Genomic DNA, 22,456 nt, shown 5'->3' with positions numbered 1-22,456 from the left:
GGCAGACGCTGTCTTCCAGGGCCGCCGCGAGCACGGGCAAGGTGGCGCACCGGTGAGCGCCCTCACGGAACGCGCCCAGCACCACCGAGGCCTCCCCGACGGCACCCAGGCCCTTGCCCCGGACATCTCCGATGACCACCCGGGTGCACGGATGGGCGGCGCGGGCGACCGCAAACAGGTCACCACCGACCTGCGTCTCGTCCTCGGCCGCCAGATACAGCCAGGCCACCCGCAACGGCCCGACCCGGCTGGGCGGAGGCCGCAGCAGGGCCCGCTGCGCCGCCTCGGACACCGACCGCACCTGACTCAGCTTGCTGTCACGCCACTCCCGGGTGAAGGAGTAGAACACCACCGCGGACGAGACCGCCACCAGCGCGACGATCTGCGCTTGACTGTTCATCGTCCCCAACATGCCGCGCACAGCGTCGATGACCACCAGGGCGATTGCGGCCAGGACCCCGATGAGAGCGGTCAGCCGGGGCCCTGCAAACGAAGGCGTGATGGCGGGCGCGACGACGAGAAGCGCAGCCAGGCGGACATCCGGTGGGGACAGGATGGCAGCCACGGCGATCACTAGGATCAGCACGAGCGGGATCGCCACCAGCCCGCGGCCCGATGGCTGCTTCAGAAGGCGGTCCACCAAGAATCTGCGGGCACCCATGTACGCCTTTTGCCCCCTATTTGGTGGCGCATGCTCGCAGACGTTCGCCCGGGCGGTCACCGTGCCTGCGGGGCCGGTGGTCTGTCGGCGTCGGGTGGGGGCTTGCGGGTCTCGGGGTGCTTGGGGGCGCCCTGTACGGCGAGGGACCGGCAGTAGGCGCAGCGGCCTCTGGCGTTGGTCAGGATCGCGACGACGTCGTCCGTGGTGATCTTCTCGGCGGGGCGTCCGCTCATGAGCCGCTCCCGGTTGGCGCGGACCGCCTTCCGGCTGCACCAGAAGCGGATGTCCCGAAGGGGAGTGCCTGCGAGGAACTCCTCGTAGGTGAGGAAGCTCGGCGGGGGAATCTCCTCCGCCATCAGCACTTCGCGGGTGGACTCCAGCGGTGGCTTCTCGGTGGCCATCAGGGCTTCCTTGCTCCAGACGTTCTCGTGCAGCACCCATCGCGCGCCGACGGTGTCCCACTGGTCGTCGCGGATGCGGGTGACGCGGGTGGTGCCCACTTCGGCCACACGCGCTCAGCGGCGACTGTCTGATAGGCGGCCTTCTCGCCGCGTGAAGCTGGCACAGCTAACCTGATCACCTGGTTCGCAGGAAGACCGGCACGGGAAACGACGCGGGCCGAGGGGAGAGTAGGTGATCGACCACCCGGGGCTCGGCGGCGAGCACCGCGACCGCGTCGCACGTGGTTCCAGGGCCTGTCCCCCGCAAGCTGACTGCACTGAGCTGCGCGCCGTCGGCGATCAGCTTTGACCAGGAGCGAGCCTTCTGCTTGTTCACATAGCCCACCGGGCCCTCTCCCTGCTCAGGGTAGACCGCGACAGCGAAAGGATCGTGCGGATTGTCCGGCTCTCGGACCAGACGCAGACGCCGGCCAGGCCGCAAGTCGGCGTTTCGCGCGGCGTCCGAGTAGTACTTCTCGCCCCTCACGTTCGTCACGTGCAGTCCCGCGAGGTGCAGCCGCCGATCAGTAGGTCCCACAAGGAGACCGGTGGAGTCCTCGCATGGCCGCAAGCCGCCTTGGTAGTCGATCAGGTGGAGTCGGGGCATGGCACCAGGCGGTGGTACGAAGCGGTCCTTAGGCCCATCTGACGGTACGTACATGGAGTCCCCCTCGAAGACGGGTGGCGCCGCCTCATCGCCCACCGTTGCCGCAGCGAGTCGCGTCCCCGCAGGCGAGGACACCATCGAACGCGCCGGTGGTGTCCACAGAGTGATCGACACAACATAGCGCCGTACGCCCTGCCGGACGGGCCCTCTGGAGCTTCTCGCGCAAAGCCCAGCAGGTCGTGTTAGTGGCGCCGCCTGCGGTGCCGTCGCCTCCACGGCCGATGACTCGGTGAAGCTGTACTGGCCATAGACGTCGGCCTCCGCCATCCCACCGCCCTTTGGGCAGGGCAGCCGACGCCTCGTCCGACGGCTGCTGACGTGCGTCGGCGCCGCGTCAGCCGCACCGTAGATGTATGACCGAGAGCGGGGTTCCAGGCATCCCGATCGTGGTGTCCGGCGTCCAGCACGGCGAGCCGCCGTTCCGCATTGTGCTGGTCAACGGGGAGCCGGTCGGCCAGGCGTTCTCCATCGTGGACGTGATCCAGTTCGCTCTTCACTCCGGGCTGGAACACCTCGACCTCGCCGACACGTCAGTCATCAGGTGGGTGGGTGGCTCTCAGCGGGGAACTGCTCCCCTCGGCTTGGTGGTCGCCGGGCGACCTGGGATCCGCTGGAAGGTCGGGGTATCCGCTCGGGGCCGGAAGACCGGCATGGGGGTCCGCGGTTCCCTGGGCTCGACCTGGGCGGGACGACGGGGCTGCGTGGGCATTTGGTCCTCCTTCATGGGCCCTCGATAGCGAGGGCTTCTCGATCGATCACAGACGGCGGGGTGCTCCAGGAACGAGCCCACTTCGCATGAGCCAGCCGGATGTTTGCCGGCTGAGGGAGGACGTCCCCGAGAACCTGGCCGAGATGGCGCAGCTCGACCACCCTCGCGAGGTGCCTCCCTCTGCTCAACGAGACCACGGTCAGGCGGTAGGCCTCCAACCAGACCTCGACCCACCCCGAGTCCTCCGGCGGCAGGTCAAGCGACTCCATCACCAGGACCGCGTCCGCGTACGCCTGCCCCTGCCGGTCGTGGAACAGCGCACGGGCGTGAGCCCCGCCCACCTCGTAGATCGCCCCTCGCGGGGTGTGAATCAGCTCGGTCTCTCGGCACAGGTCCTCGATGGTGGTTTTGTTGAAGGCCCTGATGGACTCCTCCACCGCCTCCAGATTCCCCACACAGCTCGTCAGCGTCTCGGTCGTCTCCGTGTGCTGCCCTCTGGTCCTCCAGGGACGTCCTGCGGACCCCCTCCACGTGTTCTACGGCCACCGCGAGCACGTGGAGGGCATCACCCAGGCGTTCGTCCTCCCGGCTAAAGGACGGGTCCCCGTGCTCCATGGCCCACTGGACGTACCGGGCCCGCCCCCAGACCTCTCCCGGAGTGCGAGCAGCGGCCAGGAGGAGCAGGGACTCCCTGAAGGTCTTGGAAGCCGGTCCCTGGCGGAGGGTCTCCGGGAGCAGCTTCCCGTCGGAGGGGAGCCACCTGGTCCCCTCCAGCCGGAGTGCCTCCTCGTACGGCTGGACGGCCCGCTGGAGTCCACGGGCGGACACCAGGACCCGGGAGCCAAGCACCCTGGGTACGGGCTGCTTCGGTGCCCCCCAGTCGTGCAGCAGCCCCTCCTTACCGAGCTTTCCGGGGGTCGACGCCCGGGGCCTGGTGGAGGGCCTCGATCGTGGGGAGAGCGGCCCTCTGTAGGTGGTCCTCATCCAGCTCCTCCGATCTCATTGCATCCTGCAACGGAATACCTCGCTCTGGGGATCGCAGGAGCAAGGTGCCACTTTGCTTCGAATTCGTAAGACCTCGTGATACCTGGCCCCCGGATTCTTTGTATTAGTGCAAAGCCGGGGAGGGGACGCGTACGCTCCGCTGCGCCCGGCGGTGGAGGCCCACCAACCCTGCGAAGTGCTCTGCCGCACGGTGCTCTGCCGCGAGGGCCTGAGCAGCAGCGGCGAGCAGGACCTGAGCGAGGTCCGGGGGCTGGAGCTCGGAGATGTCGCTCAGTTCGGTGTACGTCTGGTGACCGTCTACAACCTCTCCGGGGACCACGGCCTCGCCGGACTCCATGATCACCGGCTCCACCTCGACCACTCGGTCCGGTTCCTTCGCGGCCCGCCGCATCAGCGAGCGGTACTTCACGAGGAGGGTCTCGGGGTCGAGCGGCGTGAACGGGATGCCCAACTCCTGGGCCTCCTCCCGTGTCCGGCCGTCCCTGCCGAGGTGAGCCGCGATGCTCCTCGCCATGGTGGCCAGCTCCCGGGATGGCACTCCGGGGATCCCGGTCAAACTCGCTGCTGACATGGCTCTCCCGCCATCGGATGAGGGGCTCCGGCCTCTCCAGCTGATGAGTCAAGGATACCCTCCGGGGAGGGTATCTGCCCTGGTCAGAGCAGGATTCATGACCCGTCAGAGGGCGGTAGTACCACCGGTACTACGGCTCATGACGAAGGCCCCGCCCTCACGGAGGGCGGGGGTGTTTCGTCATGCCCGGGACGTGGTGGAGGGGTTGTCGAGGCTGCGAGCGATGACCCACTCTTCGTGGCCGCGCCGACAGGTCAGTATGAGCCGGACGGGTTGGTTCGCATGTTCCTGCTGCCACATCTCCTCGGTCGTGCCGATCATCCAGCCCCCGGGCCGGGTGTGCTCCATGAAGAACGGGCGCCCCCGGCCTACGACCAGTGGGAACGGGGACGGGCTCCGGCCGTGTTCATCCGCTCCGTCGGTGCGTGGCTGGAAGCGGTACGGGCCCCAGACGAAGGCGTCGTAGTCGGCCTGCGTTGCTCGCGGACCGGGGTGGAGGGCGGTGTGTTCCATGTCGTCGTTGCCGACGGCGATGGTCACTTCGTCGAGCTCTCTCAGGTGGTCAGGGCCCTCAAGGTGCACGGTGAGGTAGGCCACGCTGGCGCCCGTTTGAGCCAGGGTGATGTCGAACTGCGGGGTGAGGTCGGCGTGCCACCGTTCGCGTTCGATGCGGGCCACGGCGTCGGCGGTGGCGCTGGAGCGGTGTGCCGCTTTCCAGGAGCCTCCGGCGGCGGCTGCGGCGAGTGCGGCGATGACGCCATTGATGGTCTCGGACCAGGGGAATCCCATGGCGGCGGAGAATACATCTGCGCGCGGCGTTGCCTCCTGACCATCATCCCCGTGGTGCCCGTCGAGTCCTCCCGCCGCCCCCCCCAACGCCACGAATGCCCCTGCTCTCCTTCACGGAAGGCAGGGGCGCTTTCCCGTTTCCCGGGGTCAGCTGAGCGGGAGTTCGGTGAGCATCACGGCGTAGACAGGGGAGTCCGGGAACGGCTGGCGCTCTCCCACCTTGCGGTATCCCCAGGACTCGTACAACGCCTGAACCCGGGGGTGTTCGGTGTCCACCAGGAGAACGGCGAGGTCCTCGCCCCTGCCCTCCACGAGGGCGCGGGCGAGCAGCGCGGCGGCCCCGGTCTTGCGGTACTTCGTGCGGACGGCCATCTCGGAGAACGAGAACGTGCGGTGCTTCTCCGGCGCTGGGTCGAGGTGCTCGCGCCACCACTCGCGATCCGGATTGGCCGGAGCGCCGTACGCGAAGCCCACCGCCTGGTCACCGTCGTACGCGATCACACAGGCGAAGCCCGGGTTACCGCCCCAGTGGTCGACGAACCAGGGGAAGCGCTGGTTGAACTCGTCGTCCATCGCGTCCGCGTAGGCGTCGGCGTGCACGTCGATCAGGGCCTGGCGGATCTGCGACAGGTCGTCGTGGGTGAAGTGGCGGACGTCCAGGTCGGCGGCGATCAAGCTCGGCTCCATTCGAATCGGTAGCGGTCTCCCCACTCTCGGGCCACGGTGGCATTCGGCGCGAGAGTGATCAAGTCCCGGTAGTAGTCGCCGAGCAGGGACCGCATCCGGCCGGGGATCGGGCTTCCGGTCATCAGCTCGAAGACGGTCGAGGCTGTGGCACATGCCTGGTCGATGTCGCGCTGGTGGAGCTGGGCCAGGGCGAGCCGTGTCGTGGCCAGGGCCCGGTTGCGGCGGAACTGGGTCGGGATGCTGGACAGGGCCTTGTGTGAGGCGGCTTCGGCTTCCACCGAGTCCCCGATCCGGTCCTGGACGATGGCCGTGATGGCCGTCAGCTCGGCAGGCCCGTAGAAGTCGACCCAGCTCGGCCGGGGGTCGTCCGGGGACGCCTTCCCCATAGCCTCCCGGGCGCACCCCAGGGACCGCAGGGCGGCCTGTCTGTCGCCGAGGTTCGAGTGGCCGACGGCGGTCCGGGCGTGGGCGAGAGAGGCGAATAGCGGGTCACGCCGTGTGATGGCGGTCGTTTGGGCCGCATATCCAGCGTCCATAGCCTGGGTGTGAAGGCTGCGCTGGTGGGCGAGCATGGCGTACGAGTTCCAGACGCGCAGCGCCACGATGGAGTCCTTGGCCATGCCCGCCAGGTACAGCGCCCGGTCAAGGTGCTGCTGGGCCCGGTCGGGCTGGCGGGCGTCGATCGCGGACCAGGCGGCGGTGGCGGTGTAGTCGGCCGCAACGCTGAACAGACGCTGCCGGACGCGTTGGGAGGCCGATCTCTTCTGCATCTCGACGGCCTCAGCGGCCCCGGCCAGTGCCGCGCGCTCCAGTCCCTCATCACCACCCCGCGAGTCGTCCAGGGCCATCAGGGCGTCCAGACCGCTACGGAGCCGGATCACGTCCGAGGTGCCGACCGAGGTTGGCCGGCTAGCGGCAAGGGGGACGGCGACGGCTGCCGTGCCGGTGGTGGCGGTGAGGAAGTCGCGTCGCCGCACAGGTTGCTCCGGTGGGGTTGTGGGGCTGTGTCTGCCCGCCGGTGGGGCGAAGCCCAGGTCTTCGGCGGTACATCCGAATACTGCCCCTAACGCTTCCCGCTGCCGAGGGTGCGGCCAGCGCGTTTTTCCGGTCAGCCAGTTGCGGATCGTCCGGTCACTCACAGTTCCCTCATGACCGACAGATCTGAGATAGGAGTTCACCGCCTCGGCCAACTCGGCCTGGGTGAACCCCACCTTCAGCATCGCGCTATTGAGGCCCTCGTTCCCCTGCACATACCCACGGTAGCCAGTCGGCCCCTCTGGGTGGAGCCCGATACCGAGAAATTTCCGGTCGGCTGCAACGCACACCGCCGTGACTTTTCCTCACGCTGCGTGGCGGGCTGTCGTTGACTGAATCGAAGCCGCTAACTCAAACCCACTGAGGTTTTGATCACTGTGACTGCTACGCCGCGCCCCGCAGGGCACTCCGAACCCCCCAAGGCCCCTACGCGCACCACGGAGGGAGCCGTCACCGGCGCCGAGTGGCTGCTCACAGCCCAGCCCGACCCGGGGAGCATTCGTCAGCAGTGGGCGGCCTGCGGGATGGCCTTATTCATCACCGGCCGCAACTGGGATGCCGTCGAACTCCCCGGCTTCGGGCTGGAGTCCGCACGAGCCCTCGCTGACCTCGGCGTCACCGGCCCCGTCGTGCACGTCCCGGGCGCCGAGACCTTGTGGGTACTCGTACCTCCCGGCACTGCCGCCTGGTGGCTCCCGGTGCCCGGCATCACGGTCTACGGCAGCCGCTGGCGCGTGCGATCCATGCTCCTCCCCACCCCGGACCGCGTCGCCTCGCCGGGTACGTACTGGATCACTCCGCCCGACGGCACCGGGCGCCTGACCAACCCCATGGCTCTGCGCAGCGCACTGGCCGCTCCCGGAGCGGAGGCGGCCCGGTGAACACCACCGAGGGACACCAGTGGCCAGAGGGCGTGCCGCCGGTCGGGACGTGGGTGCGCGACAGCAGACGAGAGCGCGACGCTGTCGTGATGGCCGCCGTAGGCACCTACATCCAGCTGCGCGAGATCAAGGGCGGCACCGAGTGGGACGCCAAGCCCAAGGACATCCGGCCCCTGACAGCGCGGGAAGAGCTGAAGGCGCGGCTGTCCGTGCGGGACACGGCCGTGCGGTTGCGGGTGATGGGCCAGTGACGCGATCGGTGCTGCGGTTTGTGGCCTGGACGATCTCACCCCACAGGGAGTCGGACGCGGAGCCCATCACCCACGCCATGCAGTGCGCGGCGTGCGGCGAAAAGTCCCTGCCGTTCGAGGAGGACATCGAGCCCGCCCAGCTGTGGGCCCTCCAGCACGCCGGGCTCACCCGCCACGACACCTACCGCGAGGTCATCACCCGGCCGTGGCGAGCCGTACCGGCAGAGGGGGCTTCCCGGTGAGCGCGTGCTGCTACCAGTGCGGAGGCACCGACGGCGCACTCATCCCGGTCGGCATCGTCGGCCAGGACAACAGCGCGGGCGGCACCATCCGCGCCTGTCCGGCCTGCCGGAAAGTCAACCGGCTGGTCCCCATGGCCGACTGGAAGTACATCGGCGACGGACGCCCGCAGTACTACCCGGCGAAGGGAGCAGCACGGTGACGGACCGCATGGAGCGCTGGATGCAGACCGGCAGCGGCGGGGCCATGGTCGCCACTGGTCCCGAGTCGGCCGAGTCGAGGGCCAGGGCGAAGCTGATGGAGAGGTACACGCTCTACACCGCGCACGACTCGGCTTGTCGTCAGTGCGCGACGGCGGATGCCCGCTGCGATATTGGCGCCACGCTGTACGAGTCCTGGCGGCAGGCCCGGGACTCCGGCCACGCCAGGCGCCCATAGACCGCCGTCCTGTCCCCGTGGGACGGCAGCCGCCCCGGCCACTCCCAATGGCCACCCCCGTGGGGCGGCAAGAGCCCCGGCCGCCTGTGTCAGCGGTCGGGGCCTCTCCACGTTCCGACAGAAAGCGAAGCCCTCGGTGAAGCAGTGGATCAACCCCCGCTACACCAAAGCCCTGGCCGCCCTCCGGCGGGTGCAGGTCTCGGCGCTGCCCAGCAGCAAGACGCCCGAGTGCCCCAACGCCAACTGCGAGGGCCGGGGAGCCATCGTCGTGATTGACTCCAACGGCACGCCCTTCACGGTCCCCTGCGCAGCATGCGGCTCGCCGGAGGAGGGCTAGTACGTCTCCGCGGAAGTTCGGAGAGGGGCGGTCGGCGGCCGTAGTTCGGCCGGCTATTTTTGTGGGTTGATGGTGCTCGCATCGCTGAGTCCTCGCCGCACCGACGCGATCCAGTCGATCCATCTCGCCGGGTCTGACTCCATGTATTGGACGAGCAGCACCAATCCGACGTCTGGCTGCTTCTCCAGCGCGACGTACTGTTCCACCATGTAGTAGGCCGCCCGGTATGCCTCGTCCAATGTGAGGTTCTCGGGAAGCTGCTCGTCAGTACCCATGCTGCTCATCATCATCTACGTGACCTTGAGTGGGGGTTCCGTCGTAGGTCCAGCGGTAGGGCTTGGCGGTCTCGTTGCGGTTGATCATGTAGGTGTCGAGCTTGTCGATCAAGTCTTCGCGGCTGGGGAAGTCGCCGTGCCGCAGGACCCGGCGGGCCACGGCGGAGAAGAACGGCGGGGGCTTCATCGTGCGGTGACGACGGGGCCTCGCCTGCTTGGTGTCAGGAGAAGGGCGTGGCGACAATTGTGTAGTCGTCGCCGGGGAATCCCCACGTGTCGGTGTCGTCTCCCGAGATGTCCTCGACGACGACGTGCACGAGGAACAGGTCCTCCAGGTCGTCTGGGGTGAGGTCACCGGCGTTCCACGCCTTCTCGACTGCGTCCCAGTTGCCGCCGGAGCCGACGCCGACGATGAAGCGGCTGCGTCCGTTGACGCCCCGTTCGGTGAGGTGCTCGGTCTGGATGAGGCCGATGATGTTGTACTGGCAGGTCTTGGCCTTCTGGGGGAAGGTCGTGGTGCCGTCAGCCTGTTGGCGGATGCAGTCCATGAGCGCCTCGCCGACACTGGGTCCGGTGCTAGAGATTTCGGGCTCTTCGGTCGCTCTCGACTTTCGACGTTTTCGTTGATCGTCGTGTGGCGTCGCTCGGGTGGGTGATGTGGCGTCATCGGGCCGCGCGGGGTGCGGACAGCAGAGAAGCACACACTACGGGCAGGTCCACGCCCTCACGTAACAGGAGTGCCCTGCTACGCAGGTTCAGTTCTTGGTGATCAACGCCGTCAGGGCCGGGGGCAGCGTCCCCTGGGGGTTGAACGCTCCGCTGAGTGTGCCGTTGCTCAGCCCGGGGCAGTGAAGGTTCGCTACGACGGTGACCTGTGGCCCGGCCCCGTAGTCGAAGCGCAGCATCAGCTCTCGGTACGAACGGGCGGATGGGCAGCGGAACGCGTACCCGTGGACGGGCTGGTTCAGCGCCGCGACCACGCCGTTCAGGGTGGCGCCGGTGAGCTGGACGGGGGCCTTGCTCGTGACGAGCGTGGCCTGCGGGGTGCCGTCCGAGGCCGTTGACACCTGGTAGGTGCAGGCGACGGCGGCTGTCGGCGTACCCGGCACCAGGGTGCGGTCTGCGCCCTCGCGGTGCGAGGGCGTGACGCTGCCGACCGGGATCGACGTCGGGCAGTGTGGCGGCGCGGCCCGCACCGTTGCCTCGGTGCTGGTCTGCGCCTTGGGCAAGGCGACCAGCAAGAGGCCACCCATGGCCAGGAGTGCCATGGCTCCGATGGTTCCGGCCTTGACGCGGCGGACTCGGCGGGCGCCGCGGAAGACTCTGGCGTCGAGGTCTGCGGAGGCGTGAACGCCTTCCACCTCGTGGTGGAGCAGGGAGCGGATCTCGTCCTCGTGCGACGGTGTGTTCATGTGGTGCCCCTCTCGTCAGTCAGGGCGTTGTTGGTCTGCCGTTCTCGCAGGCGCTTGACGGCCTTGGCGGCTTGGCTCTTCACGGTCCCTACGGAGCAGGCGAGGATGTCCGCCGCCTCCGCCTCGGGCAGATCCAGGTAGTACCGCAGCACGAGGACCGCCCGTTGGCGCGGCGCCAGTGAGCCGAGCGCGGTGCGCAGGTCCGCGCGGGCTTCGACCGCCATGGTCTGGTCTGGCGCGGTCGGCGTGGTCCACGTGCCGTCCTGCTGCGGGTCGGCGCTGACCTCACGCCAGCGGCGGCGGCGCACGCTGGTGGAGAACAGCGAGATCAGTGTGCGGTGGACATAGGCGTCGACGTTCTCCATTTCCTTGATCTTGGGCCAGCGTGGCCACACCCGGACCAGCACGGTCTGCACGAGGTCCTCGGCCTGGTGCAGGTCGCCGGTGAGCAGGTAGGCGGCGCGGACCAAGTGATCCCGACGCGCACGGATGTACTCGGCGAAGTCGGCCTCCGCGGGCCTCGGCGCACGAGCCATCGCCACCGTCCCTTTCCTGGCCCCAGCCGAGATTCATAGGCCTTCGCGTAATGAACACCCTCAGAGACGGGTGAGGTTGCCTGTGATGGAGAGAATATCCGCCACGACTTCCCTGGGCTCGGCTCGGGCTGGTTGGAGCTGGAGTCGACAGCATCGCAGCCAAGGCCTTCGATCCCAGGCAGAAAGGAGCTGTCGCCGGCGGCGTAGGACAGGGTGCTGGGCGTGGTGAGCAGCCACCCGGATGACCGGCATCATCGGCACAGTCACAGAGCCCCTGCACGGCCCGGACCGTCCAACTCCCGTAGCACTTTCGTCCTACCCCAAGAGTCGAGCCCGCGCAGCCGGTCTCCTGGAGGTGCGGGCACCGGCCACGGACGGCGGTGCGTCCCGCGTGGAGGGCTACGCCTCCGTCACCGAAGAGCCCTTCGAGATGTTCGACCCCTTCGGCTCGTACACCGAAGTCGTCCGGCAGGGTTCGTTCGCCAAGACCCTCGGCGAGAACCCGCAGGTGCAGCTGCTCCTCAATCACGCCGGGCTGGCCATGGCGTACACCAAGGCCGGCAGCCTGCGCCTGTCCGAGGACGCCACCGGCCTGCACATGGAGGCCGACGTCAACCCGGCCCGCAGCGACGTCGGCGACATGCTGGCCGCCATCAAGGACGGCGACGTCGACGAGATGAGCTTCGCGTCCCAGGTGACGCGCCAGATGTGGAGCCCGGACTACGACCAGCGCGACATCCAAGAGGTCGACCTGCACCGCGGCGACGTGTCCGTCGTGAACTTCGGTGCGAACCCGGCCACCTCGGTCGGGTCCGCGATGCGGTCCGCTGACTTCGACCGGCTCGACGAGGCCGACGCGCGGGCGCTGTACGAGCGCCTGCAGCGCCGCCTGGAGCCCAAGCCGACGGCGGGATCCCACCCGCCGTCCCTGTACCTGGCTCAGGCCCAAGCCCTGTAGCCACAACCGCCTGCTTCACCTGACGCGCCGGGAGGCCGGCACCGGCGCTACGGGAGCCGGATCGTGGTGCGGGCGCTGAGGTCGACGACGTAGTGCCGGGTGTCGATCCACGGCCCGTCCTTGACTCGGGTGAACAGCCGTACGCAGCGGTGCTTGCCGCACTCGGCGTCGGGTCCCCGGCGCCCGGCGGCGCCGCGGTAGGCCATGGCCTGCACACTCAACTGCCGCACGTCGGTGAGCGGCACGCCGGTGGCGGCTTCGAAGTCCTGCTTCACCCCGCCGCCGGACGGGTCCCGGAGCAGAATGGCCGCGGCCTCGCGGGCCTCCGCCCCGGACGGGACCGGCTGGACGCCCGATGCGGTCTCGGTGCGTACGACCTGACCCGTCGCCAGGTCGACGGTCCTCCGTATCAGCGTGTCGTCCCGGTAGTCGTAGAACGACACCTCCGCCCGCCGGCCGTCGGCCGCCGTCCCCTCGGCCAGGTCCGTGCTGACGTACTGCGGTGCCCCGGCCCGGCCGCGTACGTCCTCGCTCATCGTGCGCAGCGCGCGGTCGCCGGTCAGCGCGAGATTCCTGGCCCGCTCGATCTCGTCCGCTGTCAGCGGATCGTTGCGGTGGCCCGCCGGCGCGGCCGCCGTCCGCAGCCCGTACGAACCCGGTGCGTTCGACGCCGTGGTGGACGAGGCGTAGGGGACCTCCCGTACTCCGTCGTCCCCGGCTGCCGCACGCAGCGGCAGCACCACCGCGACCAACGCGGCCGTGCCGACCAGAGCGCTCGCCCAGTCCAGCACCATCTGTCGTGCGATGGCCCTCATACCGTCCCCCTCGGATAATTTCCTGCCCGCCCGTTGATCTCCGGTGCCGCCGTACCGCTCGCTGTGGCGCCCGTCGCGTCGCTTGACGCATCGCGTGCCGCTTTGACTCCGCCATGCCCCGCGCGGTTCACGGCGACGGCGGCAATTCGCCACCGGCGCTGGCGGACCCGCCGGAGCCAGGGCAGTTGGGACCTGGGTCGGCCTGCCCCGCGTGTGCACCCCCGTGAGCGCACACCGGGCGGCTGGACCCCGGACCGGAGCAGACGTCGCGCCTAATAGACCCAGCCGGTGGTTGCCTGCGGATGAGACTGTGGGGAGTGGGCCTGGACGGGGCCGGCGAGGCCGCAGCCCAGCGTCACCGCGGCCGCAGTGAGCGCGATCCGCTTGTTTGCGGCTTTGAACGACATCATGTGTCCCTTCTGTTGGGAACGCTGCCGACTGTGGCGGCGGCGCGGAGGATTGCACTTGCAGATCGAGGCCTGTGCCTGGGCTGCTGTGCCAGCTTGTTCGCCTCGTCTGTCACCGAGTTTTCGCGGCCGGGTAGTTGTTGCGCAGCCCCCTGTCTCCGCACGCAACAAAAGCCGCGCCGCAGGTCACCGATGGTCGCTGAGGAAATCCAGCGGATGACGCAGCATTGCGGCCACTTGCCGGGGTGCGTAGGTTGACGCGAGGCTGACCGCACGATGCACACGGCGCGGAGGCGGGGGATGCTGGATGGGACGACGGGAGAGTCCGTTGGACCCGGGTGCCGGGCCGGTGCAGCGGTTCGCGTTCGAGTTGCGCAAGCTGCGGCAGGAGGCGGGCGGGATCACCTACCGGGCCATGGCGCGCGGTACGGACTACTCCGTCACGACACTGTCGCGGGCGGCCGCGGGCGAGCAGCTGCCGTCGTTACCGGTCACCTTGGCCTATGTGGCCGCGTGCGGCGGTGACGGTGAGGAATGGGAGCGGCGCTGGCGGGAGGTGGACGAGGAGGCCACCGTCGCAGCGGTGGCCGCCGACGACAGTGATCCGCCCTACCAGGGCCTGGCCCGCTTCGAGCCGGGTGACAGCGAGCGGTTCTTCGGCCGGGAACGGCTGGCCGGCGAGGTTCTGGCGCTGGTGCGGGCCCGCCGGTTCAGCGCGGTCTTCGGGCCGTCCGGCAGCGGGAAGTCCTCCCTGCTGCGCGCCGGACTGATCCCCGCCCTACAGAGCGAACCTTCCGCGCGACTGCGCCCGGCCGCCATCCGGATCCTCAGCCCCGGGCCGCACCCCGCACGTACCCATACCGCCCTGTTCACGCCCAAGGACGGACCGGGCGACACGGTGGTCGTGTTCGACCAGTTCGAGGAAGTCTTCACCCTGTGCACCGACCCCGCCGAGCGAAAAGCGTTCATCGACCTCGCACTCACCGCCCTCCAACCGGAGACCCGGCTACGTGTGGTCCTGGCGGTACGGGCCGACTTCTACGGGCGCTGCGCCGAGCACGACGCCCTGGCCCAGGCCCTGGGCGCCACCAGCCTGCTCGTCGGCCCGATGAACCCCGCGGAGTTGCGCGAGGCGGTTGTGAAGCCGGCCATGGCGAGCGGTCTGATCGTGGAGAAGGCGCTGACCGCCAGGATCGTGGAAGAGGTTACCGACGAGCCCGGAAGACTGCCGCTGATGTCCCACGCCCTGCTGGAGACCTGGCGCCGCCGCAAGGGACGGACCCTGGGCGAAGCCGCCTACGACGCCGCCGGCGGTATCCACGGCGCCATCGCCCGCACCGCCGAGGACGTCTACACCCAGCTCACCCCTGCCCAGGCCGACATCGCCCGGCGCATACTGCTGAGGCTGATCACCCCCGGCGACGGCACCCAGGACACCCGCCGACCCGCCGACCGCGCCGAACTCGACACCGACCAGTCCAATGACACGACCGTCGTACTCGAACGCCTCGTCCGCGCCCGGCTGGTCACCCTCGATGACAACACGGTCGACCTCGCCCACGAGGCACTGATCACCGCCTGGCCGCGCCTGCGCTCCTGGATCGACGAGGATCGTGAACGCCTCCGTGCCCACCGCAAACTGACCGAAGCCGCCATGGCCTGGAATGACCTCGGCCGCGACCCCGGCGCCCTCTACCGGGGCACCCGGCTGGGCGCCGCCGAGGAACTGTTCGCGGCGCCCGTGCGAGCCGGGGCCGAGGACCTCACCGACCTGGAACGTTCCTTCCTCACCGTCAGCAGCGCGGGCCGCACCCGCGAACGCCGCCGGCTGCGCGGCCTGGTTACCACCCTGTCCCTGTTGCTCGGCCTGGCTGTGCTGGCCGCTGTCGTCGCCGTGCAGCAGAACCGTACGAACGACCGTCAGCACACTCAGGCCGAGGCGCGCCGCATCGCCGCCGTCGCCGACAGCATGCGCTTCTCCGATCCGGTGAAGGCCATGCAGCTCAGCGTCGCCGCGTGGCGGCTCGCCCATACGACCGAGACCCGGTCGGCGCTACTGGGCGCGATGACGCAGAAGGAAGAAGACGTGTTCACCCCTCCCGATGGCGATTCCGGTGCCGCAGCCGGATACGACCTCACCGAGGACGGGCGGACGTTGATGTCCATCGGCGATGGTCGAATCGACACCTGGGACGTCCGCAGTCATAGACAGACTGGTTCCTACAAAGGACTCGGGAAGGACGTCAGTTACGACCGTGCCGCGGTCAGCCCGGACGGCCGGACGTTCGCGATGACGACGGACAACGGTGTGCGGTTGTGGGACATAGCAGCCGGGCACCAGATCGGAGGGGCTTTGGGGGACGCCTCCGCGAGCGCGGGATTCAGCCCCAGCGGGCGGACTCTCATGAACTTCGGCTACGGGGATGCGCTCCAGCTCTGGGATGTGAAAAGCCGACGGCTGCTGCTGACACATCACTGGTCGGGTGCCACCGGACTGCAGGGGGAGGTGATCAGCCCGGACGACCGGTTGTTGGCAGTGTGCGATGGCGGCCGCCCGTTGGAGATCTGGAATGTGGCCGAGCAGCGGAAGCTGTCCACGCCGTGGATTTCCAAGGCGGGAAAGGACAACTGCTTCGATGGCAGGTTCGAATTCACGCCGGACAGCCGGAAGATGGCGGTGGCCACCAACTCGGGGATCCGCACCTGGGACATTCACTCGGGGAAGGAAATGCCGCAGCTGAAGGACGCGTCGATCAACGATATGCGGTTCAGTGACGACGGAAAGTTCGTCGCAGCCACGGATGACAATCAGATTCTGCTGTGGCGGCTCGTCGCTCCGGATGCGCCCGTATTCAGCTACGCTCCGGTCAACGACACGCCCAATGACCTCAGACTGGATCTCGCCGCGAACGTGATCCGTTATCTCAGCGGCGCCGGTTCCACGGTCGTCACCCTGAATCTGGCCGGCTCCACCACTACCCGTTGGCAGGACCACGAGGTCGACTCGGCGACGTTCAGTGCGGACAGCCGTACTCTTGCCACCGTCCACCGGTCCGGGGACGGAGCAGGCTTTCAACTGCTGGACGCGCAGACCGGCCGGATCGTGTCCGATCTCCCGGGGAAGCCCTGCGGTCCCCTGCCCACGGTCGTGCAGGACAGCGGGCTCGCCGAGACTCTAGGCGGGGCGTGCGCTGAACTCATGTCGTTCAGCGCCGGTGGCAGGTTTTTCGCGTACGGCAAGGCGGACGAAGAATCTGACGGCACCGGAGGCAAGCAACGGATAACCGTTTGGGATGTGGCGGCACGCCGGAAACGGACCGTCCTCGAGCTCCCCGAATCGGTGGAGTACGCGCCGAGTACCACCGGAATCGCGCTCAGCGCCGACGGCGGCACCCTCTTCGTCTCACGGCAGTTGGCAGCGCTCTACCGTTGAAGCGTGGGATGTGCGTCGTCGGATCCGGACGAAGACACTGGCCGGCGCGTCAGGAGAGCAGGGGCAAGGACAACTGCTGCTTCGCGCTGACGACAGTCTCCTCATGTCGGACGACGGCACGGTGGTCGACCTGCGGTCAGCGAAGGTCACTCACGGCGCGTTCTTCAACGCTGATGACCCATCGGAGGTACTTGCCTTGAACAGAAGTTGGAAATATCTGGCTGTAGGTGATCAATTCGGCCGGATCGCTCTCTGGGACGGTGCCGGCGGGCACAAGCGGCTCGGCATACTGTCCAGCGTCTCCACCTCCGCCGGTGCGCGTTCGCGAGGCATCGACGATGCGGCGGCGATCACGTTTTCACCCGACGGGAGCACCCTGGCGGCAGCCTCTTCCGACGGGGCCATTCAACTCTGGGACGTGGCCTCCCACCAGCTGCTCGGTTCCGCGCTCCCGACCCCCGGTGACCCGCTGCTGTCCCTGGGCTTCAGCCCGGACGGCGGAACCCTCTACGCCGCCGGGACCCATGTGCCGCTCCAGCGGTACGAGATCGGCTCGCCCGGGGTCGCCGCCGACGTGTGCGAGCGCGCCGGAACCGGCCTGTCGCGGGCCGACTGGAAGACGTACCTGTCCGGCATCCCGTACCGGAAGACCTGCTGAGACCGGGCCCAGCCCGGGAAACGCCGGAGCCGCGGGCGGGCAGGGCGCCCGTGCCGTGCTGGGGCAGGTGGTGGGTCACAGTAGCGACGGTCTTGGGAGCGAACCATAATCACCAGGTGAACAAGGAACTCTCCACAGCTCTGGAGACCGTGTTGCAGGACCTCCACTCACACTGTGCCGTCCGTCCCCATGTCCGCGAGGACGATGTCGCCGGAGAGGAAGAACCCGTCGTCATGCTATATACACCCGGCGGCAGCGGGCTCAACCTCTGGACGCCGAGCGGCCTCAATGCCTCTGAACAAATTGTCGAGCTCGCAGACCGGGTCCAGGAGTGGGCCGTCGAAGCACTGTGGGAAGAGGGCTCGCCCGCGGTGTGGCCCGAGTGTCCAGCCCACCCGGATTCACATCCGCTGGCTGCTACTGTCGACGGCGACACGGCAGTGTGGGCGTGTCCGCGAACGCGGACAGTTGTCGCGCCCATTGGCCGGCTGCCCCCACCGCGCGAAGCCCTGGAAGATCACTGAAAACGGTGGTTACCAGGATCCTGGCCGCTTCATCCGGTTTCCTGGCGATCGGTGATCGGCCGCGGTGCGCCCGCCGTCTGCGGACGCCTGGTGTCGAGGTATGCCACTTCGCTTGCAGATCGAGCCCCGTGTCCTGCGTGCTGCTGTGCCGGGGTGTTCATCGCCTGAGCACCCGCAGTCGCCACCGGCCAGCCAGTCCGTGGCGCCTGCCGGAGACCGTCGTGCCCGCAGCGGCCGGACTCAGCCCGACGGCAAAGAGCGAGCTGCGGGCATCGGCCAGCAACGGCACTACCTCCGGGAGGGCAGGCAGCGCGTCTTCCCCCGGACTTCCGAGACCCGGCAAGAACCCGTGCGCCAGCGGCCTGTGGCCGTCACGTGGTGATGCCATCGGCGTGGCTATTCGAAGCGCGCGGTGTCACCTGCCCCTCGACGTACGATCTCGGCTTCGCCGCTGGAGAAGTCGATGACCGTGGTTGGCTCGGTGCCGCAGTCACCCGAGTCGACCACGGCATCCACCACGTGATCGAGCCGTTCCTTGATCTCCCAGCCCTGCGTCATCGGCTCGTCCTCGCCGGGTAGGAGCAGCGTGCTGGAAAGTAGTGGCTCACCGAGGTTGGCGAGCAATGCCTGAGCAACGACATGGTCCGGAATGCGGACTCCGACTGTTTTCTTCTTCGGGTGCAGCAGCTGGCGCGGCACCTCCTTCGTCGCAGGGAGGATGAAGGTGTAGCTGCCGGGCGTTGCTGCCTTGATCGCGCGGAACACGTCGTTGTCGACGTGCACGAACTGACTCAACTGCGCAAAATTCTGGCACACAAGGGTGAAGTGGTGACGATCGTCGAGGTTCCGGATCGAACGGATCCGGCCGATGCCGTCACGATTGCCCAGCTGGCATCCCAGTGCGAAACAGGAGTCCGTCGGATAGGCGACGAGCGCGCCGGAGCGGATTAGGTCAACCACATTGCTGATGCTGCGCTGCTGAGGATTCTCGGGGTGCACGTCGAAATACTTCGCCATCCGCCGACCCTACGTGATCAGGACACCCGCGCTCAGATAGGCAGGCCGGCGGTGGGGACCAGCCAGACGGGGACGTCGGCGGCGAGGGCGCGCAGGCACATGTCGCCGGTGCTGCCGGGACCTTCGGGGTGGAAGTCTCGCGGGCAACCCCAGCCATTGCAGGGGCGGAACTGGACAGGTCCGCCATGCCTACGGCAAGGCCGAGCCGCGGACGCCGTCGATCAAGCCACCGAGCATGCCCGCACCGAAACCGGGGTGCGGGGGGCGCCACTGCGCTGCGAAACTGCCACGATGATCACCATACCTGCCGCTGTGCTGGACTCGTTGCACGGACTCGCCTTCGGGGACGCCTTCGGCGACTGTTGGTTCGGCATCCTGCGCCGGGACGGCCCGGCGGCCCTGGAGGCGCGGACTCTGCCCGCGGAACCGCTGTGGCGGTGGAGTGACGACACCGCCCAGGCGCTCGTCCTCGTCCAGGAACTTGCCGTGGGTGGTGGCGCCGTCGACCAGGACCGCCTCGCCGGGCGCTTCGCGGCCGCCTACGCCGGCGACACGCACCGCGGCTACGGAGCCTCGATGCACGACGTGCTCCGCCGGATCGGCGCGGGCGAGCCCTGGCGGGAGGTGGTCGCCGGGCAGTTCGGTGGCCAGGGCTCCTGGGGGAACGGCGCAGCCATGCGCGCCGCGCCGCTGGGCGCCTGGCACGCCGCCGACCTCGACGCGGCCGCCGAGCAGGCCGCCCGCCAGGGCGTTGTCTCACATCACCACCCGGAGGCGGTGGCCGCGGCGGTGGCAGTCGCCCTCGCCGCCGCCATGGCAACACGCGGCCGGGGCGAGCCCGCTCCGGCTCGCCCGGACTTCCTCCACGCCGTCGCCGAACGCCTCCCCGACAGCGACGTCCGGTCGGGAGTGCGGGTCGCGGCCCGGATGCCGGAGCGCACCTCGGTCCGGCACGCCGCGGAGGTCCTGGGCTCCGGCTACCGGATGTCCGGGCCCGACACCGTCCCGTACGCCCTGTGGTGCGCGGCGAGCCACCTTGACGACCTGCACGAGGGCCTGTGGTTCACGGTCGCCGGGCGCGGCGACATCGACACCACCTGCGCCATCGCGGGCGGGGTGATCGCCGCCCGCACGGGCGTCGCCGCCCTTCCCCCGGCCTGGCACGCCGCCCGCGAACCGCTGTCCCCGCTCGTGTCGGAGTGAGCCTTCCCCGGGCGCCTGCCCTAGCGCAGGCTCGGCGTTGCCGGGGAGCTCCTCCTCCGAGAAGACCGCCGGGCCGCCATCCGCACAGGGTGGCGCATTTATGGCGGTCATGCTCTTTCGCTTGAGCGCGGTTCTGGGAGAGACCGCCGACCGAGTCGTAGCTTCGGTCGGGTTGAGTCTCATGCCGCTCCTGGCGGCGCCGAACCAGGCTGGAAGCCCGGAGCCCCGTTGGGGGCTCCGGGCGGACTCATGCGGACCAGGTGGTAGTGATCGGCAGGAGGGATAGCTGGGGAGCCCGATGGGAGCCCGGACGCCTCCGGACGGTGCGGCTACTGCTCCCGGGAGTTCGAGCGGCCTGCCCGGGGACCGCTGCCGCGGCTGTGCAGTCCCCCGTGCCGCCGCGCATGGTCCAACCGGCAGGAGAGGCGGCGCACCAAGGCCGACCGGATCGCCAAGCAGCTGCCGCAGGCCACCGGGGCGCGTCGCGCCCACTTCGAGCAGGTCGAGCAGCTGCTCCGGATGGCGCTGGCCGTCAAGGGCCCGCGGCGAAAGGGTGACGCGTGATGCCGGCCGAGGTTCGGATGCGCCGGATGGCAGCACCTCGCCGCACCCCCCTCGACCGCCTCGTCCACCAGTTGGCGGCCGAGCGCCCGCTGGTCGCCCTCACCGCGATCGGCCATCTCGAGACCCTCATCGAAGTCGAGTCCCCGGCCGCCGGGGAGGGCTGTTCGTGGCTGGTCGGCATGACGGGCCTGCTGGTCGCTGCGACGGTGGTGAAGCGCCGGGCCGGCCGGTAGCAACTCCTGCGCCTCCCGTGGCCCACGTGACGCCGCCGCGGTGACGCCGCTCACACCTCCGCCGTCCGCGTTGTGACCAAGACGCCCGGATCGTCAGCATGTCGCCCACTGCTGTCGACAGAGGGGGTCGCCATGAAATGCCGAAGCGACAGGTGCGGGTCCACGAACATCCAGCTGCTGTCGGCGTATTGGCAGAGCCTGCCGTCGGACTCGCCGCTGAAGAAGTCCCTGGCGCAGCCGGCGGCGGCTGAGTCGCAGTTCGCGTGGGCGGTCGGCGTGGCGGTCGTTGGGATCGCTGCGGTGGCGTCGGGTGCGGTCCTGGCCGGCCTGGGCGTGCTGCTGGCGGGCGGACTGTGGGGCGCGGGCATGTGGAAGCGCACGGAGGCCGCGGAGGCGGCCAGGGCGGCGTGGGGGCTGCAAGTGCGGTGCCTGGCGTGCACGGAGACCTGGCAGCCGTAGCCCGGCGCCGCCCGGTTTCGGACGACGAATGCGGCTGCGACTGCCTCACCGACTTGGCCGGGTGACCTCGCCGGACTGGTTACGGCTACGGGGCGGTCGACAAGCATCCTTCGGGCGGTCTGACCAGGCTTTTCCGGCGACCACCGAAGAAGGGTCTGCGTTGAACGCACGCCCTCCTCAGCCGCCAGGGGGTACGCACTGGTGCGCCCCCTTTCGGACCTGCTTACGCGACCCCGTAAGCCCACCGTCATTAGTAATGACGTTCCCTTCCCCGGACATGAGCCCCGACCGCTGTAATCGGCCGACCAAGCGGCCGGGGCCGTGCGGCCCGCCGCAATGCCCGGCGTGGGAGGGAGCGGGCTCGGCGGGCGGCCTGTGGGGGCTGAGGGCATCGACGTCCCCGCAGCGCCCATTCAAGCCTGGCACGCTTCGCAGTCTCCGGCATCTTGGAGGAAGGCACGGTAGGCCGTCCGGCGGACGTGGGTGAGCCCCGACCGCGTGATCAGCGGCCGGGGCTCGTAGGTGGATCAGCGGGTCGGCCCGTCGCCGGGCTGGCCATGGCTGCGGTGTCCGGCGAGTAATTCGTCCCAGGACGTAACCTGAGGCCATGCTGCGTCTGGAGGTCACCACCGACGGCCTGCTACACAGCCGGTTCGCACTGTCACCGGCCTTCGAGCTGTCCAAGCCGCAGGGCGGTTGCCGGCGTTCAGGCGGCTCGTCCCCGCCGGGCAGTCAGGACGGTCCTCACGGCGTTTCCCAGGGCTACCTCGAAGCGGTCCGCGAGAAATATCGCCAAGAGCTCCTCTGCCACCGCTAACTCTGTCCACCCCTCCCGGTGCCCTGCGGCCGCCCGCTCGGCCGCGGGGCACCGCCATGCCCGCACCTGTGGAGGAACCCCGACGCGTTCCGCAAACGACGCACACACCGACCACCCGGACGACTTCGGCCCTTGTCCCGCACACATCGCATCCAAATCGCCGCCGCATTGATCAGTGGAGTCCTCCCCGCCGCCGTCGAAGCAGCACGCTGGCGGGCGGGACCCTGACCAAACAAGAGGGTGCGTCCGAGCTTGTCGGCGATGCTCTCCAACACGGGGCCCGTCGCGTGCTGGTACCGGCGGCGCATCGCTCCCCGGGCTCCCAGCCCATCACCTTGTCCACGGCGGTGTCCGAGATGTCGAGGATCATCAGGACCGTGGCGGGCGTCGTGCAACGGCCGTCGCCGGCCGTTGGGGAAGACACCGGATGGTGG

General features: G+C 69.1%; 31 protein-coding genes. 15 read left to right on the top strand and 16 right to left on the bottom strand.

All coding sequences use genetic code 11. The features are described 5' to 3' along the window. The 3 genes from FCI23_RS39710 to FCI23_RS57115 form a co-directional block, all read right to left on the bottom strand. Window positions 1-640: SpoIIE family protein phosphatase (locus tag FCI23_RS39710; RefSeq protein WP_246144515.1), on the bottom strand; the 640-nt coding region annotated here is incomplete at its 3' end. A gap of 77 nt (window positions 641-717) precedes the next feature. Then, window positions 718-1,170, bottom strand: a complete 453-nt coding sequence (locus tag FCI23_RS39705; protein WP_136729008.1) for a hypothetical protein — start codon at window positions 1,168-1,170, stop codon at window positions 718-720. Window positions 1,171-1,237: 67 nt separating this feature from the next. Next, complete coding sequence (locus tag FCI23_RS57115; RefSeq protein WP_169317144.1) at window positions 1,238-1,708, bottom strand: HIRAN domain-containing protein; 471 nt, start codon at window positions 1,706-1,708, stop codon at window positions 1,238-1,240. 413 nt (window positions 1,709-2,121) lie between these two features. Here FCI23_RS57115 and FCI23_RS63290 point away from each other — a divergent pair, with 413 nt between their 5' ends. Beyond that, complete coding sequence (locus FCI23_RS63290; RefSeq protein ID WP_322973962.1) at window positions 2,122-2,505, top strand: hypothetical protein; 384 nt, start codon at window positions 2,122-2,124, stop codon at window positions 2,503-2,505. Here the strand turns inward: FCI23_RS63290 and FCI23_RS39690 are convergent. The 5 genes from FCI23_RS39690 to FCI23_RS39670 all read right to left on the bottom strand — a co-directional run bounded on the left by FCI23_RS39690 (window position 2,489) and on the right by FCI23_RS39670 (window position 6,506). Then, on the bottom strand, window positions 2,489-2,932 hold the full coding sequence (locus FCI23_RS39690; protein ID WP_136729006.1) for a hypothetical protein: 444 nt from the start codon (window positions 2,930-2,932) through the stop codon (window positions 2,489-2,491). The genes FCI23_RS63290 and FCI23_RS39690 overlap by 17 nt on opposite strands. Before the next feature lie 653 nt (window positions 2,933-3,585). Continuing rightward, window positions 3,586-3,996 (bottom strand): hypothetical protein, encoded by a 411-nt coding sequence (locus tag FCI23_RS39685; RefSeq protein WP_136729005.1) that lies wholly within the window; start codon window positions 3,994-3,996, stop codon window positions 3,586-3,588. A gap of 237 nt (window positions 3,997-4,233) precedes the next feature. Continuing rightward, window positions 4,234-4,842: a hypothetical protein gene (locus FCI23_RS39680; protein WP_136729004.1), complete on the bottom strand. Its 609-nt coding sequence runs from the start codon at window positions 4,840-4,842 to the stop codon at window positions 4,234-4,236. A 147-nt stretch (window positions 4,843-4,989) separates the two neighbouring features. After that, the gene (locus tag FCI23_RS39675) at window positions 4,990-5,529 is read right to left on the bottom strand and encodes a GNAT family N-acetyltransferase (protein WP_136729003.1); all 540 of its coding nucleotides are present in this window, start codon (window positions 5,527-5,529) and stop codon (window positions 4,990-4,992) included. Next, the gene (locus tag FCI23_RS39670) at window positions 5,514-6,506 is read right to left on the bottom strand and encodes a hypothetical protein (protein ID WP_322973961.1); all 993 of its coding nucleotides are present in this window, start codon (window positions 6,504-6,506) and stop codon (window positions 5,514-5,516) included. Before FCI23_RS39670 ends, FCI23_RS39675 begins: the two co-directional genes overlap by 16 nt. A 435-nt stretch (window positions 6,507-6,941) precedes the next feature. Here FCI23_RS39670 and FCI23_RS39665 point away from each other — a divergent pair, with 435 nt between their 5' ends. The 6 genes from FCI23_RS39665 to FCI23_RS39640 all read left to right on the top strand — a co-directional run bounded on the left by FCI23_RS39665 (window position 6,942) and on the right by FCI23_RS39640 (window position 8,711). Next, the gene (locus FCI23_RS39665) at window positions 6,942-7,445 is read left to right on the top strand and encodes a hypothetical protein (protein ID WP_136729002.1); all 504 of its coding nucleotides are present in this window, start codon (window positions 6,942-6,944) and stop codon (window positions 7,443-7,445) included. Next, window positions 7,442-7,696 carry a hypothetical protein gene (locus FCI23_RS39660; RefSeq protein ID WP_169317142.1) on the top strand — a complete coding sequence of 85 codons (255 nt, stop codon included), beginning with the start codon at window positions 7,442-7,444 and terminating at the stop codon, window positions 7,694-7,696. The genes FCI23_RS39665 and FCI23_RS39660 overlap by 4 nt, the downstream gene beginning before the upstream one ends. Next, a complete protein-coding gene (locus FCI23_RS39655) occupies window positions 7,693-7,938 on the top strand; it encodes a DUF7848 domain-containing protein (RefSeq protein WP_136729001.1) in 246 nt (81 codons plus the stop codon). The genes FCI23_RS39660 and FCI23_RS39655 overlap by 4 nt, the downstream gene beginning before the upstream one ends. Then, entirely contained in the window at window positions 7,935-8,138 is a 204-nt protein-coding gene (locus FCI23_RS39650; protein ID WP_136729000.1) for a hypothetical protein, read from the top strand. Before FCI23_RS39655 ends, FCI23_RS39650 begins: the two co-directional genes overlap by 4 nt. Then, on the top strand, window positions 8,135-8,374 hold the full coding sequence (locus FCI23_RS39645; protein ID WP_136728999.1) for a hypothetical protein: 240 nt from the start codon (window positions 8,135-8,137) through the stop codon (window positions 8,372-8,374). Before FCI23_RS39650 ends, FCI23_RS39645 begins: the two co-directional genes overlap by 4 nt. A gap of 136 nt (window positions 8,375-8,510) precedes the next feature. Next, window positions 8,511-8,711, top strand: a complete 201-nt coding sequence (locus tag FCI23_RS39640) for a hypothetical protein (RefSeq protein ID WP_136728998.1) — start codon at window positions 8,511-8,513, stop codon at window positions 8,709-8,711. A gap of 53 nt (window positions 8,712-8,764) precedes the next feature. Here FCI23_RS39640 and FCI23_RS39635 read toward each other — a convergent pair whose 3' ends face one another. The 5 genes from FCI23_RS39635 to FCI23_RS39615 form a co-directional block, all read right to left on the bottom strand. Further along, complete coding sequence (locus FCI23_RS39635; RefSeq protein WP_136728997.1) at window positions 8,765-8,986, bottom strand: hypothetical protein; 222 nt, start codon at window positions 8,984-8,986, stop codon at window positions 8,765-8,767. Next, complete coding sequence (locus tag FCI23_RS39630; protein WP_136728996.1) at window positions 8,976-9,173, bottom strand: hypothetical protein; 198 nt, start codon at window positions 9,171-9,173, stop codon at window positions 8,976-8,978. Before FCI23_RS39630 ends, FCI23_RS39635 begins: the two co-directional genes overlap by 11 nt. A 34-nt stretch (window positions 9,174-9,207) precedes the next feature. Beyond that, window positions 9,208-9,534: a hypothetical protein gene (locus tag FCI23_RS39625; protein ID WP_136728995.1), complete on the bottom strand. Its 327-nt coding sequence runs from the start codon at window positions 9,532-9,534 to the stop codon at window positions 9,208-9,210. 207 nt (window positions 9,535-9,741) lie between these two features. Next, complete coding sequence (locus FCI23_RS39620; protein WP_136728994.1) at window positions 9,742-10,398, bottom strand: hypothetical protein; 657 nt, start codon at window positions 10,396-10,398, stop codon at window positions 9,742-9,744. Then, window positions 10,395-10,934, bottom strand: coding sequence for a SigE family RNA polymerase sigma factor (locus FCI23_RS39615; RefSeq protein WP_136729011.1), 540 nt, complete (start codon window positions 10,932-10,934; stop codon window positions 10,395-10,397). The genes FCI23_RS39620 and FCI23_RS39615 overlap by 4 nt, the downstream gene beginning before the upstream one ends. Window positions 10,935-11,175: 241 nt before the next feature. Here FCI23_RS39615 and FCI23_RS39610 point away from each other — a divergent pair, with 241 nt between their 5' ends. Next, entirely contained in the window at window positions 11,176-11,892 is a 717-nt protein-coding gene (locus tag FCI23_RS39610; protein WP_136728993.1) for an HK97 family phage prohead protease, read from the top strand. 47 nt (window positions 11,893-11,939) lie between these two features. Here the strand turns inward: FCI23_RS39610 and FCI23_RS39605 are convergent, their stop codons facing one another. Both FCI23_RS39605 and FCI23_RS57110 read right to left on the bottom strand, forming a co-directional pair. Beyond that, window positions 11,940-12,707, bottom strand: a complete 768-nt coding sequence (locus FCI23_RS39605) for a hypothetical protein (protein WP_211265661.1) — start codon at window positions 12,705-12,707, stop codon at window positions 11,940-11,942. Between the two features lie 272 nt (window positions 12,708-12,979). Continuing rightward, on the bottom strand, window positions 12,980-13,117 hold the full coding sequence (locus FCI23_RS57110; protein ID WP_169317143.1) for a hypothetical protein: 138 nt from the start codon (window positions 13,115-13,117) through the stop codon (window positions 12,980-12,982). A gap of 304 nt (window positions 13,118-13,421) precedes the next feature. Here FCI23_RS57110 and FCI23_RS39600 point away from each other — a divergent pair, with 304 nt between their 5' ends. The 3 genes from FCI23_RS39600 (at window position 13,422) to FCI23_RS39595 (ending at window position 17,729) form a co-directional block, all read left to right on the top strand. Further along, entirely contained in the window at window positions 13,422-16,547 is a 3,126-nt protein-coding gene (locus FCI23_RS39600) for an nSTAND1 domain-containing NTPase (RefSeq protein WP_322973960.1), read from the top strand. Window positions 16,548-16,650: 103 nt separating this feature from the next. Continuing rightward, window positions 16,651-17,205: a WD40 repeat domain-containing protein gene (locus FCI23_RS63285; protein WP_322973959.1), complete on the top strand. Its 555-nt coding sequence runs from the start codon at window positions 16,651-16,653 to the stop codon at window positions 17,203-17,205. Between the two features lie 116 nt (window positions 17,206-17,321). Then, window positions 17,322-17,729, top strand: coding sequence for a hypothetical protein (locus tag FCI23_RS39595; RefSeq protein WP_136728992.1), 408 nt, complete (start codon window positions 17,322-17,324; stop codon window positions 17,727-17,729). Window positions 17,730-18,125: 396 nt separating this feature from the next. On the opposite strand, the gene FCI23_RS39590 is transcribed toward FCI23_RS39595, so the two are convergent. Further along, window positions 18,126-18,746 (bottom strand): L-threonylcarbamoyladenylate synthase, encoded by a 621-nt coding sequence (locus FCI23_RS39590; protein ID WP_136728991.1) that lies wholly within the window; start codon window positions 18,744-18,746, stop codon window positions 18,126-18,128. A gap of 291 nt (window positions 18,747-19,037) precedes the next feature. On the opposite strand from FCI23_RS39590, the gene FCI23_RS39585 reads away from it, so the two are divergent. From FCI23_RS39585 to FCI23_RS39570, 4 genes are all read left to right on the top strand, one after another. After that, window positions 19,038-19,949, top strand: a complete 912-nt coding sequence (locus FCI23_RS39585; protein WP_136728990.1) for an ADP-ribosylglycohydrolase family protein — start codon at window positions 19,038-19,040, stop codon at window positions 19,947-19,949. Window positions 19,950-20,539: 590 nt separating this feature from the next. After that, window positions 20,540-20,746, top strand: a complete 207-nt coding sequence (locus tag FCI23_RS39580; RefSeq protein WP_136728989.1) for a hypothetical protein — start codon at window positions 20,540-20,542, stop codon at window positions 20,744-20,746. A 132-nt stretch (window positions 20,747-20,878) separates the two neighbouring features. Continuing rightward, a complete protein-coding gene (locus tag FCI23_RS39575; RefSeq protein ID WP_136728988.1) occupies window positions 20,879-21,205 on the top strand; it encodes a hypothetical protein in 327 nt (108 codons plus the stop codon). A gap of 607 nt (window positions 21,206-21,812) precedes the next feature. Continuing rightward, window positions 21,813-22,022, top strand: a complete 210-nt coding sequence (locus FCI23_RS39570; protein ID WP_136728987.1) for a hypothetical protein — start codon at window positions 21,813-21,815, stop codon at window positions 22,020-22,022. The last annotated feature ends 434 nt before the right edge of the window (window positions 22,023-22,456 follow it).

The sequence above is a fragment of the Actinacidiphila oryziradicis genome, from assembly GCF_005047355.1.
Classification (GTDB): Bacteria; Actinomycetota; Actinomycetes; order Streptomycetales; family Streptomycetaceae; genus Actinacidiphila; species Actinacidiphila oryziradicis.
Note: the sequence above shows the minus strand (reverse complement) of the source record. Positions and strands in the feature narration are given on the sequence as shown.

Bases quoted from the DNA above. Each gene is read 5' to 3' on its own strand.
- FCI23_RS39680 (WP_136729004.1), bottom strand. From the start codon at position 4,842: ATGGGATTCCCCTGGTCCGAGACCATCAATGGCGTCATCGCCGCACTC.
- FCI23_RS39600 (WP_322973960.1), top strand. From the start codon at position 13,422: ATGGGACGACGGGAGAGTCCGTTGGACCCGGGTGCCGGGCCGGTGCAG.
- FCI23_RS39585 (WP_136728990.1), top strand. From the start codon at position 19,038: ATGATCACCATACCTGCCGCTGTGCTGGACTCGTTGCACGGACTCGCC.
- FCI23_RS39625 (WP_136728995.1), bottom strand. From the start codon at position 9,534: ATGGACTGCATCCGCCAACAGGCTGACGGCACCACGACCTTCCCCCAG.
- FCI23_RS39635 (WP_136728997.1), bottom strand. From the start codon at position 8,986: ATGGGTACTGACGAGCAGCTTCCCGAGAACCTCACATTGGACGAGGCA.
- FCI23_RS39615 (WP_136729011.1), bottom strand. From the start codon at position 10,934: ATGGCTCGTGCGCCGAGGCCCGCGGAGGCCGACTTCGCCGAGTACATC.
- FCI23_RS39685 (WP_136729005.1), bottom strand. From the start codon at position 3,996: ATGGCGAGGAGCATCGCGGCTCACCTCGGCAGGGACGGCCGGACACGG.
- FCI23_RS57110 (WP_169317143.1), bottom strand. From the start codon at position 13,117: ATGATGTCGTTCAAAGCCGCAAACAAGCGGATCGCGCTCACTGCGGCC.
- FCI23_RS63285 (WP_322973959.1), top strand. From the start codon at position 16,651: ATGTCGGACGACGGCACGGTGGTCGACCTGCGGTCAGCGAAGGTCACT.
- FCI23_RS39590 (WP_136728991.1), bottom strand. From the start codon at position 18,746: ATGGCGAAGTATTTCGACGTGCACCCCGAGAATCCTCAGCAGCGCAGC.
- FCI23_RS39570 (WP_136728987.1), top strand. From the start codon at position 21,813: ATGCTGCGTCTGGAGGTCACCACCGACGGCCTGCTACACAGCCGGTTC.
- FCI23_RS63290 (WP_322973962.1), top strand. From the start codon at position 2,122: ATGACCGAGAGCGGGGTTCCAGGCATCCCGATCGTGGTGTCCGGCGTC.
- FCI23_RS39675 (WP_136729003.1), bottom strand. From the start codon at position 5,529: ATGGAGCCGAGCTTGATCGCCGCCGACCTGGACGTCCGCCACTTCACC.
- FCI23_RS39620 (WP_136728994.1), bottom strand. From the start codon at position 10,398: ATGAACACACCGTCGCACGAGGACGAGATCCGCTCCCTGCTCCACCAC.
- FCI23_RS57115 (WP_169317144.1), bottom strand. From the start codon at position 1,708: ATGCCCCGACTCCACCTGATCGACTACCAAGGCGGCTTGCGGCCATGC.
- FCI23_RS39575 (WP_136728988.1), top strand. From the start codon at position 20,879: ATGAAATGCCGAAGCGACAGGTGCGGGTCCACGAACATCCAGCTGCTG.
- FCI23_RS39580 (WP_136728989.1), top strand. From the start codon at position 20,540: ATGGCAGCACCTCGCCGCACCCCCCTCGACCGCCTCGTCCACCAGTTG.
- FCI23_RS39605 (WP_211265661.1), bottom strand. From the start codon at position 12,707: ATGAGGGCCATCGCACGACAGATGGTGCTGGACTGGGCGAGCGCTCTG.
- FCI23_RS39610 (WP_136728993.1), top strand. From the start codon at position 11,176: ATGACCGGCATCATCGGCACAGTCACAGAGCCCCTGCACGGCCCGGAC.
- FCI23_RS39630 (WP_136728996.1), bottom strand. From the start codon at position 9,173: ATGAAGCCCCCGCCGTTCTTCTCCGCCGTGGCCCGCCGGGTCCTGCGG.